The sequence below is a fragment of the Pseudoflavonifractor sp. AF19-9AC genome, from assembly GCF_003478995.1.
Lineage (GTDB): Bacteria > Bacillota > Clostridia > Oscillospirales > Oscillospiraceae > Lawsonibacter.
In genome coordinates this window covers 429367-441202 of record NZ_QUGI01000003.1, presented here as the reverse complement: position 1 = coordinate 441202, position 11836 = coordinate 429367, and the positions used below count along the sequence as shown (strand labels likewise).

10 protein-coding genes and 2 tRNA genes are annotated in these 11836 nt (G+C 59.8%); 8 read left to right on the top strand and 4 right to left on the bottom strand.

Annotation, left to right across the window (positions count from 1 at the left end):
- Nucleotides 1–47: 47 nt before the first annotated feature.
- Nucleotides 48–1565: an aromatic amino acid ammonia-lyase gene (locus DWX58_RS07695; RefSeq protein WP_118642554.1), complete on the bottom strand. Its 1518-nt coding sequence runs from the start codon at nt 1563–1565 to the stop codon at nt 48–50.
- Nucleotides 1566–1933: 368 nt separating this feature from the next.
- On the opposite strand from DWX58_RS07695, the gene DWX58_RS07690 reads away from it, so the two are divergent.
- Nucleotides 1934–3454 carry an aromatic amino acid ammonia-lyase gene (locus DWX58_RS07690; RefSeq protein WP_118642552.1) on the top strand — a complete coding sequence of 507 codons (1521 nt, stop codon included), beginning with the start codon at nt 1934–1936 and terminating at the stop codon, nt 3452–3454.
- Between the two features lie 29 nt (nt 3455–3483).
- Here DWX58_RS07690 and DWX58_RS07685 read toward each other — a convergent pair whose 3' ends face one another.
- Nucleotides 3484–4080: a nucleotidyltransferase family protein gene (locus DWX58_RS07685; protein ID WP_118642550.1), complete on the bottom strand. Its 597-nt coding sequence runs from the start codon at nt 4078–4080 to the stop codon at nt 3484–3486.
- Nucleotides 4081–4115: 35 nt separating this feature from the next.
- Entirely contained in the window at nt 4116–4505 is a 390-nt protein-coding gene (locus tag DWX58_RS07680) for a LysR family transcriptional regulator (RefSeq protein ID WP_118642548.1), read from the bottom strand.
- Between the two features lie 255 nt (nt 4506–4760).
- On the opposite strand from DWX58_RS07680, the gene leuS reads away from it, so the two are divergent.
- The 5 genes from leuS to DWX58_RS07655 all read left to right on the top strand — a co-directional run bounded on the left by leuS (nt 4761) and on the right by DWX58_RS07655 (nt 9059).
- Complete coding sequence (gene leuS, locus DWX58_RS07675; RefSeq protein ID WP_118642546.1) at nt 4761–7190, top strand: leucine--tRNA ligase; 2430 nt, start codon at nt 4761–4763, stop codon at nt 7188–7190.
- Nucleotides 7191–7326: 136 nt separating this feature from the next.
- Nucleotides 7327–7509 (top strand): 30S ribosomal protein S21, encoded by a 183-nt coding sequence (gene rpsU / locus DWX58_RS07670; protein ID WP_023348912.1) that lies wholly within the window; start codon nt 7327–7329, stop codon nt 7507–7509.
- Between the two features lie 145 nt (nt 7510–7654).
- A tRNA-Ala gene (locus DWX58_RS07665) sits at nt 7655–7730 on the top strand.
- A 71-nt stretch (nt 7731–7801) separates the two neighbouring features.
- Nucleotides 7802–8845: a low specificity L-threonine aldolase gene (locus tag DWX58_RS07660; RefSeq protein ID WP_118642544.1), complete on the top strand. Its 1044-nt coding sequence runs from the start codon at nt 7802–7804 to the stop codon at nt 8843–8845.
- A gap of 138 nt (nt 8846–8983) precedes the next feature.
- Nucleotides 8984–9059: transfer RNA gene (locus DWX58_RS07655), tRNA-Ala, on the top strand.
- Between the two features lie 124 nt (nt 9060–9183).
- Here DWX58_RS07655 and DWX58_RS07650 read toward each other — a convergent pair.
- A complete protein-coding gene (locus DWX58_RS07650; RefSeq protein WP_158579234.1) occupies nt 9184–10554 on the bottom strand; it encodes a D-alanyl-D-alanine carboxypeptidase family protein in 1371 nt (456 codons plus the stop codon).
- A gap of 118 nt (nt 10555–10672) precedes the next feature.
- Here DWX58_RS07650 and DWX58_RS07645 point away from each other — a divergent pair, with 118 nt between their 5' ends.
- Both DWX58_RS07645 and DWX58_RS07640 read left to right on the top strand, forming a co-directional pair.
- The gene (locus DWX58_RS07645) at nt 10673–11098 is read left to right on the top strand and encodes a ComEA family DNA-binding protein (protein WP_118642540.1); all 426 of its coding nucleotides are present in this window, start codon (nt 10673–10675) and stop codon (nt 11096–11098) included.
- Between the two features lie 10 nt (nt 11099–11108).
- On the top strand, nt 11109–11810 hold the full coding sequence (locus tag DWX58_RS07640) for a response regulator transcription factor (protein WP_118642538.1): 702 nt from the start codon (nt 11109–11111) through the stop codon (nt 11808–11810).
- The last annotated feature ends 26 nt before the right edge of the window (nt 11811–11836 follow it).

Below are 11836 nucleotides of genomic sequence, written 5' to 3'. Positions count from 1 at the left end.
GTGCCTTTGGCACAGCCGCTTCTTTTTTATTGGTTCAAAAATGAAATTCAGCGGTCCGCTTCTTCCAGGGCCTTGAGCAGCTCGCCGCTGCGGATGCACTGGTAGGCGGCCTCGATGTCCAGACTCAGATTGCGGTCCTTGTCCAGATAGGGGATGACCTGGCGGAACTTGGCCTTCACCGGACCGGTGACCTTACCCAGAGCGATGTCACCCCGCATATCGGTGGCCTGGGCGGCGTGCATGGCTTCCATGCCCAGCATGTACCGGAGGTTGTCCACGATCTGGAGGGTACGCATAGCAGCCAGAGGCAGGCCGGAGGCGTGGTCCTCGATGCCGCCGGCAATGGGCACCATATCCAGGGTGGTCACGTTGGCCAGCCAGCGGTTCTCTGCGTGGAGGGAGGCAAAGGTCTTCTGCATGGTGGAGTAGGCGATGGTCTTCACCTCGTGGGGAGTGAGGAAGCGGGGCAGGCCAGTGAACACTGGGGCCACGATCTTGATGAGGCGGTTGGTGATGGCCTGGGACATGTGGCACAGGGCGGCGGCCAGCATATCCACACCCAGGGCTAGGGTGGTGGTCTCAAAGTTGGGGCTCACCGAGGTGTTGTTCTCCTCCACAAGGATGCAGGGGTTATCGTCGGTGCGGTTGATCTGCAGCTCCAGATACTGCTTCACGAACTCCAGCGCATCCACCACCGAGCCGTTGATGGCGGCGCCGCAGCGGTAGCACAGGGGGTCCTGCAGGGCGCGCTTGGGATCGGGCTGCTCCAGGTAGCTGCCCTGGAGGTAGCGGCGGCAGTCAGCGGCGCAGCGCATCTGACCGGGCAGGCCGCGCTTTGCGTTGACCGCCTCACCCAGGGGCTGCAGTCCGCCGTTGAGGCCCTCCAGCCCCATGCAGTAGATGACGTTGGACAGCTTGATGATCTCCTCGGTCTCCTTCACCAGCATGACCACCAGAGACTCGCCCTGGGCATTGGAGGAGGCGATGGACAGGCCGTCCTTGGGGCCCAGAATGGCGGGCTCTATACCCTCGGCCCGCAGAGCCTCGATGGAGGGGACGATCTTGCCGTGGTACTCCACTTCGCCCTCACCGATGATAGTCTGGCCGATGAGGGGCAGGGTGCTCACGTCACCCTCGCCCACGGCGCCCCGGCGGAGGACACGGGGATGGATGCCCCGGTTCAAAAACTCCTGGTACATCTCCAGAATGTTCAGGGAGATACCGGTGCAGCCGCACAGGGCGGTGTTCAGGCGGATGCACAGCATGGCCCGGACCTCCTCTACGCTGCAGTAAGGGGCGATGCCAAGAGAGTGGCTGTTAATAAGGTTGCGGTTGTACTGCTCGAAGAAGTCCTGGCTGAACTCCCGGTCTTTGTTCCAGCCCACGCCGTGGTTCAGGCCGTAAACGGGCTGGCCGGTGGCAGCCAGATCAAAGAGCACCTGACGGGCAGCCTTCACCCGGGGAATGACATCGGGATCAATCTGGACCTTGCGGCCGCGATAGACCACGTCATTGAGATCTTCCAAAGTCAAATTCGAGCCGTTGAGAATCAGCGTATCACTCATGTAAATTCCTCCATCGTTTCCGCGTTAGCAGATTGAATGCCGGGTACTTATGGACGCACCCAGCATAGTTTAATTCATTATACAACAAAAGCGTCGAAAAGTCACCTGATTTTTCACGATTTCAGGAAAAACCAGCACCAAAGGATTTGGAAGGGCCAAAGGGAGAAAAAAGGAAGGAACCGAAGAGAAACAGGGGGGAGAAGGAGAAAAAACGATGATTTTTGAAAAATCAAAGAAAAAGACTGGATGTTTCCACAAAAAAGGATTAGTATAAAGGCAATAGCGTGGGCGGAGTGTTCGGCATTCGTGGCCCACGTACACAGGACTGCGGAAGGAATTTCTCAGGCAGTTTGAAGGAGGAGAACGGAATGGTTATCACACTGGGTGCTCCGTTGAATCTGGAGCAGTTTATTCAGATTGCCCGTTTTGGGGCAGAGGTGGCATTTTCCCCCGATTATTGCAGCCGAGTCAGCCGTGCCCGTGAGCTCATTGAAAAGGCCATCAGCGAGGACCGGGTGATGTACGGCGTCACCACCGGCTTTGGCTCTCTGAGCACGCGGGTTATCAACAAGGAGGAGGCTCAGCAGCTGCAGCGGAACATTGTCCTTTCCCACTCCATCTCCGTGGGCGAGCCCTATACCAAAGAGCAGGCCCGGGCCACCATGCTCATGGTGCTCCAGAATGTGGGCCAGGGACACAGCGGTGTGCGCCTGGAGGTGCTGGAGCTGCTGCGGGAGATGCTTAACCGGGACGTGACCCCCTGGATGCCCCGGGAGGGCTCGGTGGGTTACCTGTCTCCCGAGGCTCACATGGCCCTGGTGCTCATCGGCGAGGGACAGGCCTACTATCAGGGCGAGCTGATGCCCGGCAAGGCCGCCCTGGAGAAGGCGGGCCTGGAACCCATACCTCTGGCCGCCAAGGAGGGCCTGGCCCTGGTCTCCGGCACCACCTCGGTGACGGCTCTGGCCAGTCTGGCCCTGTACGACATGATCAACGCGGCCAAGGCCGCTGACGTCATTGGCTCCGTTTCCCTGGAGGTGCTGAAGGGCGTCATGCGGGCCTTTGACCCCCGGGTCATGTCGGTGCGGCCCCACAAGGAGCAGGACGGCAGCGCGGACAACGTGCGCCGGATTCTGGCCGGTTCGGAGGTGCTGAAGCACTACGAGGGCACCCGCCTTCAGGACGCCCTGTCCCTGCGGTGCATCCCCCAGCTCCACGGCGCCTCCAAGAAGGCCTTCTACGACGCCAAGGGCACCATTGAGATCGAGATGAACTCCTGTTGCGACAACCCCATTATCTGGGACATGGGGGACGATGCGGACGTGATTTCCGCCTGCAACTGTGACTCCTCCTATGTGGGCCTGGCCATGGACAGCGCCTCCATTGCCTGCACCATGCTGGCCAAGATGTCCGAGCGGCGCAACAACCGCATCATCGACGAGGCCTTCTCCGGTTACCCCGCCTTCCTCATCAGCAACCCCGGCCTCAACTCCGGCCTGATGATTCCCCAGTATGGCCAGGCGGGCCTCCTCAACGACATGCGGATTTTGTCCACTCCAGCGGTCATCGACAACACTCCCACCTGCTGCAACCAGGAGGACTATGTGGCCATGGGCTATAATGCCTCCAAGAAGGCCATTCAGGTGGTGGAGAAGCTGGAGTACATCCTGGCCATCGAGCTGCTTTCCGGCTTCCAGGCCCAGCAGTTCCTGGACGAGAAGCTCTCCCGCAGCCCGGCCACGGCCAAGCTGCTCCGGGAGATTGGGGAGCACGTGCCTGTCATGAAGGAGGACATGTTCCTCCATCCCCACATCGAGTACCTGCGCGATCTCATCCACTCCGGCGAGCTTGTGAAGCTGGTGGAGGGCGTGGTGGGTCCTCTGAACTAAAAAACAATAAAAGAAGAAGGACGTGCCCCTCAGGGGGCACGTCCTTCTTTTTTGAATAGGTAATGTTCGATGTGGTTGAGCTCCTCCGGGGTGTCGGTGTCCCACAGCTCAGCCTCCTCCTCCGCCTCCACGAAACGGAAGGTGGGGTTGAGATGGCGCACCGCGGCAATGCCGCCCTGTTCCCCGGTGAGCGAGGCCAGATTGGGGTAATAGCGACTGGGGAAGAGGACCGGGCTGCAGGGCCGCCCCTGAAAGGACAGACGGACCACTGCCTCCGGCTGGGAACGAAAGGTCTCCAGCAGCCGCTCCATACTCCGGCGGGAGCACAGGGGCTGATCCCCCATGACAAACATACAGCCGTCTGTCCTCGCCATGGCGCCGATTCCCAGCCGGATGCTGTCGCTCTGGGGCCCCCCCTCGTAGCAGAGACAGGGAGTGTCCGCCTCCCGGCAAAGCTGCACCACCTCCGGGGAGCTGGCCACCACCACAAGGGAGGAGAGCTGTTCCCGGGGCAGACTGCCCAGCACCCGGGACAGCACCGGCCGCCCGGCCAGGGGATAAATCAGTTTGTTGCCGCCGAACCGGACGCCCCGTCCGGCCGCCAGCACCACACAGCCAAGTTTCATAAATGACCTCCTGATGGGGGAAGGGTGCCGTGCCCTCAGGCCTGATGGGGCAGATCCTCCCGGGCCGACTGGGATTCCTGCGGAGGGGCAAAATCCCCCATGTACTGCCGATACAGGTCGTGGGCGGCCTGATCGCAGGCGGTTCGATAGGCCTCGTAGCGTTTCAGCAGCTCCTGCCCCTCCGGGGTGAGGGTGCTCCCGCCGCCGCCCCGGCCGCCGATGGTGCGCTGGGTCAGAGGCATGTGGAGGGCCTCCTCCACATGCTTGACCATGTGGAAGGCTTTGGTATAAGCCATGCCCATGCGCTGGGCGGAGGCTCGGAGGCTTCCCAGCTCCTGCACGCCTGAGAGAAGCTGATAGGGGCCCTCGCCGAACAGGCGCTCCCCGTCGTCGGTACAGAGGGTGACTTTCAGTTTGACTTTCATGGTCGGTCCGCTTCCTTTCGTCAGGCAGCCGCCCGGGGCGGAGCCGTTATTGGAATGGGAACATAACGATACTATCACAAAAACAGTCTGCCCGTCAAGAAAGGGAGGGGAAAGGCGAATTTTCCGGTCCGGCCCTTGCAATCGGGACTATATTCTTGTATAATATTACGGAATCGTTTTGCGAGAATGGCTGCAAACGCGGCCATGTGAGATAAGCCGAGGTTCGGCGGAACAATACGAGAAGGCGTGATAACTGTGAAGTACGATTTCACCGCGATTGAAAAGAAGTGGCAGACCCGCTGGAAGGACGAGAAGACCTTCGCCTGCAAGACCGGGGACACCAGCAAGCCCAAGTTCTACGGCCTGGTGGAGTTCCCCTATCCCTCGGGCAACGGCCTGCATGTGGGCCACGCCCGGCCCTACACCGCCATGGACGTGGTGGCCCGCAAGAAGCGGATGGACGGCTATAACGTCATGTTCCCCATTGGGTTTGATGCCTTCGGCCTGCCCACGGAGAACTTTGCCATCAAGAACCACATTCACCCCGCCAAGGTGACCCACGACAACATTGCCAACTTTACCAAGCAGCTGCACATGCTGGGCTACTCCTTCGACTGGGACCGGGTGGTCAACACCACCGACCCCAGCTACTATAAGTGGACCCAGTGGATCTTCCTGCAGCTCTATAAGCACGGCCTGGCCTATAAGACCACCATGCCCGTGAACTGGTGTACCTCCTGCAAGTGCGTGCTGGCCAACGAGGAGGTTGTGGAGGGCGTGTGCGAGCGCTGCGGCTCCCCCGTCATCCGCAAGGAGAAGAGCCAGTGGATGCTGAAGATCACCGCTTACGCCCAGCGCCTCATTGACGACCTGGACGGCCTGGACTTCATCGAGCGGGTGAAGATCCAGCAGAAGAACTGGATCGGCCGCTCCACCGGTGCCGAGGTCACCTTCAAGGCCACCACCGGGGAGGACATCGTGGTCTACACCACCCGTCCCGACACCCTCTTCGGCGCCACCTATATGGTCCTCTCTCCCGAGCATGAGTTTATCCGCAAGTGGCTGGAGACCGGCCTGCTGAAGAATGCCGACGAGGTGAAGGCTTACCAGAAGGAGGCCGCCTCCAAGTCCGACCTGGAGCGTACCGAGCTCAACAAGGAGAAGACCGGCGTCCAGCTGGACGGCGTGAAGGGCATCAACCCCGTCAACGGCAAGGAGATCCCCATCTTCATCTCCGACTACGTCCTGGCCACCTACGGCACCGGCGCCATCATGGCCGTTCCTGCCCACGATGACCGCGACTGGGAGTTTGCCAAGAAGTTCGGCTGTGAGATCATCGAGGTGGTCTCCGGCGGCGAGGACGTGCAGAAGGCTGCCTTCACCGCCAAGGACGAGACCGGCATTCTGGTCAACTCCGACTTCCTCAACGGCCTCACCGTCAAGGACGCCATTCCCGTCATCACCAAGTGGCTGGAGGAGAAGGGCATCGGCCACGCCCAGGTGAACTACAAGCTGCGCGACTGGGTGTTCTCCCGTCAGCGCTACTGGGGCGAGCCCATCCCCATGATCTACTGCGAGAAGTGCGGCTGGCAGCCCCTGCCCGAGGACCAGCTGCCCCTGCTGCTGCCCGAGGTGGATTCCTACGAGCCCACCGACGACGGCGAGTCTCCCATCTCCAAGATGACCGACTGGGTGAATACCACCTGCCCCTGCTGCGGCGGCCCCGCCAAGCGGGAGACCGACACCATGCCCCAGTGGGCCGGGTCTAGCTGGTATTTCCTGCGGTATATGGATCCCCACAACGATAAGGCTCTGGCCAGCAAAGAGGCGCTGGAGTACTGGTCTCCCGTGGACTGGTACAACGGCGGTATGGAGCACACCACCCTCCACCTACTGTATAGCCGCTTCTGGCACAAGTTCCTCTATGACATCGGCGTGGTGCCCACCAAGGAGCCCTATAAGAAGCGTACCTCCCACGGCATGATCCTGGGCGAGGGCGGCGAGAAGATGTCCAAGAGCCGCGGCAACGTGGTGAATCCCAACGACATCATCGACCAGTACGGCGCCGACACCATGCGCACCTATATCATGTTCATCGGCGACTTCGAGAAGGCCGCCGCCTGGTCTGCCAACGCGGTGAAGGGCTGTAAGCGCTTCCTGGACCGCGTGTGGAACCTGGCCACTGAGCAGGAGCATGTGGGCGACGAGTACTCCAAGGCCAACGAGGCGGCCGTCCACAAGGCCATCAAGAAGGTGTCCGAGGATATCGAGGCCATGAAGTTCAACACCGCCATCGCTGCTCTGATGGCCCTGGTCAACGACTTCTACGCCAACGGAGCCAGCCGGGGCGATATGAAGGCCCTGCTGCTGATGCTCTCTCCCTTCGCCCCCCACATGTGTGAGGAGCTGTGGGAGATGGCGGGCTACGGCGGACAGGTGTGCCTGCAGCCCTGGCCCGAGTACGACGAGAGCAAGACCATGGCCGCTTCCGTCCAGATGGCCGTCCAGGTCAGCGGCAAGGTGAAGGCCAACATCGTGGTGCCCGTGGATGCCTCTGACGAGGAGATCGTGGCTGCCGCCCTGGCCGAGCCCAAGATCCAGAAGCTGGCCGACGGCATGACCCTGGTGAAGTCCATCGTGGTCAAAGGGAAATTGGTGAGCCTCATTTTCAAGCCCCAGGCCTGAGCAAGGTTTACAGCGCGTTCACAATTCCCCCTTGACAGGGGGAGCTGTAACGAATATAATACTACTGTTAAAGCCATACAAATGGCCCTTACGTGGACGGGGGACGCCCCGCCGCGCCGGAGGGAGGGAAATATAAATGTCGGAAGTCCGTGTGAGAGAAAACGAGTCTCTGGAGAGCGCCCTGAAGCGCTTCAAGCGCAGCTGTGCCAAGTCTGGCGTGCTGGCCGAGGTTCGTAAGCGTGAGCACTACGAGAGCCCCAGCGTCAAGCGCCGCAAGAAGTCTGAGGCCGCCCGCAAGAATCGTAAGAAGTTTTACTAAGACTTAAAAAAGCACCGCAGCTCAGGCTGCGGTGCTTTTTTACAGAAACCGAAAAAAATTTAAATTTGGCATTGACAAATAAAAAGGTTTCTGGTATCATATCCCTTGCGCTGAACGAGACAAGCGGTCTGGTTCAGAACAATATGGGGGTATAGCTCAGCTGGGAGAGCGCTTGAATGGCATTCAAGAGGTCAGCGGTTCGATCCCGCTTATCTCCACCAATCGTCGCAAGTCTGAACGACTTGCGACGATTTTTTATATCGGAGATAAGAGGGAATGGAGGAAACGAGCCATGATCCGATTTTACTGCGACTATGCCGAAGGGGCCCATCCCGCAATTCTGGAGAAGCTGGCCCAGACCAACCTGGAACAGACCGAGGGCTACGGAGAGGACCATTTCTGCCAGGAGGCCCGGGCGCACATTCAGACGCTGTGTGAGGCACCTCAGGCGGACGTTCACTTCCTGGTGGGAGGAACCCAGGCCAATCTGACGGTTATTGCGGCGACCCTGCGGCCCCACGAGGGCGTAATTGCTACCGATACCGCCCACATCAGCAGCCATGAGACGGGCTCCATTGAAGCCACAGGGCACAAGGTGCTGACGGTACCCAATGAGGACGGAAAGCTTACCGCCGCGCAGGTAGAGGCGTATTGGGCGGCCCATCAGGCCGACGAGACCAAGGAGCATACCGTCAAGCCGGGTATGGTGTACATCTCCAATCCCACGGAGCTGGGAACCCTCTATACCTTGGAAGAACTGGAGGCCCTTTCTGCGGTGTGCCGCAGCCATGGCCTGCCGCTGTATCTGGACGGTGCCCGCCTGGGCTATGGCCTGGCGGCAGAGGACAATACCCTGACGCTGCCCGACCTGGCCCGCCTGTGCGACGTATTTTACATCGGAGGCACCAAGCAGGGCGCGCTGTTCGGCGAGGCTGTGGTCATTCTCCAGCCCCGTCTGAAGGAGGATTTCCGCTACCTCATCAAGCAGCGGGGCGGCATGCTGGCCAAGGGACGGCTGCTGGGAATTCAGTTTTTGACCCTGTTTGAAGACGGACTGTACCTGCGCCTGGCCCGCCACGCCGATGAGCTGGCGGATCTGCTGCGGGAGGGCCTGGAGAAGGCGGGCTGCCCGCTTCTGGTGCACAGCCGTACCAATCTGATTTTCCCCGTCCTTCCGGATAAGGCCATTGAGAAGCTGAAGGAGAAGTACAGCTTTTCTCATTACCAGCGGGTGGATGAGAACCACTGTGCGGTGCGTTTCTGCACCAGCTGGGCCACCAAGCGGGAGCATGTGGAGGCCCTTGTGGCCGATCTTCAGCGGGAAGTAAAGGAATAAGCTTCTGCTGCGGCCGGGCGGTTTGTCCGGCCGCAGCAGAAAATTTTACAAAAAAGAAATTTTTTCTTGACAAAGAGAGAATACATGCTATAATAATCTACGGTCTTGCGGTGCTGCCGCAAGGAGAACAGAATACTTGGGGGTATAGCTCAGCTGGGAGAGCGCTTGAATGGCATTCAAGAGGTCAGCGGTTCGATCCCGCTTATCTCCACCAAAAGTCCTGAAATCAATTGATTTCAGGACTTTTTCATAGCATAATGAAACTTTTGTAAAAATGAGGGGCGGAGAATCATCAGTTCTCCGCCCCTCCTGTTATTTGATTTGGGATATGTATGTCATTATCTTCGGGTGCCGCGGTAGTTGCCCCGCCGGTGGGCGCCTGTACCGGCACGGTAGCGGCGGCGCTTGCGGAAGACCAGAAGTTTCAGCAGAATAAAGGCGGCCAGCAGGAAGATAACCACCAGGACCAGCTTGACGGTGGAGGACTGGAAGAACTCAATAAACTGCTGCTTTTTGTACAGAAGCTCGGAGCGTTCCACCGAGGTGACCGCCACCAGATCCAGCTCACCGTAGGTCTCGCCCTCATAGGAGAGCTTCATGATGCCCAGTACATCCCCAGCCTTCACAGGGGCCTCCACGGTATCGGAGAAGAGGGTGATTTCGCTTTCAATGAGCTCGGTGTCCAGGTCCTTGGGCAAGGTGCGGGTGATGGAGCCCTGGGGCTTGACCAGCACCGAGTCGGCCTGGCGGGACAGGGTGACGGCAACTTCAGCCACCGGCTCATCGCCGCGGGTGATGGTCACCCGCTGGAAGTTGCTGAAGCCCCATTTCAGCAGGTTGGAGCTGGAAATCAGCTGGCCCTGCCGCAAATCGGCGTAGCCCTCCACCTGCACGGGACCGGAGCCCAGCACCACAGAGATGAGCAGGGTGTCCCCGTCCTCTGCGGCGGCCACCAGACAGCGGCCGGCCTCGTCGGTGTTGCCCGTCTTGCCGCCGATGCACTTATCATAGACGTAGCCGCTGTAGGTCCAGTTGGAGATCAGACCGTTGGTGTTGTAGTACATCCGCTCCTCGGACATGTTGGTGGCGGGAACGGTGTGAACGGCGGTGCCGATGATGGTGCGGAACAGGTCATACTGGAGGGCGGCATTCATAATGAGAGCCAGGTCATAGGCGGTGGAGTAGTGCTCCTCGCTGTGGACGCCGGAGGTATTGGTGAAGTGGGTGCCCTGACAGCCCAGCTCACCGGCCTTGCGGTTCATGTGCTCCACAAAGGCCTCAATGGTGCCGTCCACGGCCACGGCCAACACATTGGCGGCGTCCGCGGCGGAGGGGACCAGCAAGCAGTAGAGGAGCTCTTTTACCGACATCTCCTCGCCCAGCTTGAGGTTGGCAACCACGTAGCTGGCTCCGGAGGGAATGCCCTGCATCCGGGTCTCACCGGCGGTGACCATGGTGTCCGCCGTGAGCTGGCCGCTCTCAATGGCGTCCAGCACCAGCAGGGCGGTCATTACTTTGGTGGTGCTGGCGGGATAGGCCTTTTCGTAGGCCCCTTTGTCGTACAGAACCTCGCCGTAGTTGGCATCCAGCAAAACTGCATTGGTGCAGTAGAGCTCCGGTTCATCCAAAGCGGCGGCGGGAATGGGAACAAACAGGGACAGGACAAGGGGGACAAGAAGCAGCCAGGCAAAAAAACGATTTTTTTTCATAGGAAATTCTCCACATGTATGATATACTAATTGCGTATGTGCAGATAACCTGCCGGAAGGATTACTTTTTATTATAACAAAGGCAAACCGGCTGCGCAAGAGCAGAAGGGGGAGAACCATGGCTGGAATATCACGGTATGAGCAGGTGGCGCTGGGGCTGACGGCGGCCTTTGTGCTGTTCACCGGCGGATGGTTTCTGGCCCGGCAGAGTGAGGCCCAGCCCTATCAGGTGACCACGGCTCAGACGATTTCTCCGGAGCAGGAGAAGGAGGATTCCTCAGCTCTGCCGCCGGAGTCTTCGGAGGAGCGCCCGGACAGCCTTCTGGAGGGCGAGGTCATTGACATCAATACCGCCGGCCTGGAGGATTTGCAGCGCCTGCCCGGTATTGGGGAGAAGCGTGCCCAGGCCATTGCGGACTACCGGGAGGAGCACGGCCCCTTCCGGTCGGTGGACGAGCTGGATAACGTAGACGGAATTGGGGAGGGCATCCTCTCAGGCCTTCGGGACTATGTGACCGTGGGCACACAGGTGCCGGAAGAATAAGGAGCAGTACATGGCAAAAATTTTAGTAGTGGATGACGAGCAGGTGCTGGTCAAAGGCATCAAATTTAATCTGGAGCACGAGGGCTACCAGGTGGAAGTGGGCTACGACGGGGAGCAGGCGGTGGAGCTGGCCCGGGAGGGTAGCTTCGATCTCATTATCCTGGACCTGATGATGCCCAAAATCGACGGGCTGCAGGCCTGTATGCGGATTCGGGAGTTTTCCAACGTGCCCATTATCATGCTCACTGCCCGCAGCGAGGACACGGACAAGATCATCGGCTTTGAGTACGGAGCGGATGATTACATTACAAAGCCCTTCAACATCCTGGAGGTCAAGGCCCGTATTCGAGCCCTGCTGCGCCGCTCCGGAGCGACGGAGCAGAAGCAGTCGGAGAATGTGCTGACGGCGGGCCACATCAAGCTGGACACCGGAGAGCGCTCGGCCTGGAAGTCGGGCAGGAGTGTGGACCTGACGGCCAAGGAATTTGACCTGATGGAGCTTCTGATGCGCAATCCCGGGCGGGTGTTCAGCCGGGAGAACCTGCTCAATGTGGTGTGGGGCTATGAGTACATTGGGGACTACCGCACGGTGGACGTCCATGTGCGCCGCCTGCGGGAGAAGCTGGAGATGGACCCTGCCAACCCTGAGTATATCCGAACCAAATGGGGCGTGGGCTACTACCTGGCCAACCGCAGCGGGGGCCAGAACTGAGCTTGCAGGCCGGGAAAGGAGGCGCT

Coding starts and splice junctions, on each gene's coding strand:
- rpsU (WP_023348912.1), top strand. CDS start 7,327: ATGTCGGAAGTCCGTGTGAGAGAAAACGAGTCTCTGGAGAGCGCCCTG.
- DWX58_RS07690 (WP_118642552.1), top strand. CDS start 1,934: ATGGTTATCACACTGGGTGCTCCGTTGAATCTGGAGCAGTTTATTCAG.
- DWX58_RS07640 (WP_118642538.1), top strand. CDS start 11,109: ATGGCAAAAATTTTAGTAGTGGATGACGAGCAGGTGCTGGTCAAAGGC.
- DWX58_RS07685 (WP_118642550.1), bottom strand. CDS start 4,080: ATGAAACTTGGCTGTGTGGTGCTGGCGGCCGGACGGGGCGTCCGGTTC.
- DWX58_RS07680 (WP_118642548.1), bottom strand. CDS start 4,505: ATGAAAGTCAAACTGAAAGTCACCCTCTGTACCGACGACGGGGAGCGC.
- DWX58_RS07645 (WP_118642540.1), top strand. CDS start 10,673: ATGGCTGGAATATCACGGTATGAGCAGGTGGCGCTGGGGCTGACGGCG.
- DWX58_RS07660 (WP_118642544.1), top strand. CDS start 7,802: ATGATCCGATTTTACTGCGACTATGCCGAAGGGGCCCATCCCGCAATT.
- DWX58_RS07695 (WP_118642554.1), bottom strand. CDS start 1,565: ATGAGTGATACGCTGATTCTCAACGGCTCGAATTTGACTTTGGAAGAT.
- DWX58_RS07650 (WP_158579234.1), bottom strand. CDS start 10,554: ATGAAAAAAAATCGTTTTTTTGCCTGGCTGCTTCTTGTCCCCCTTGTC.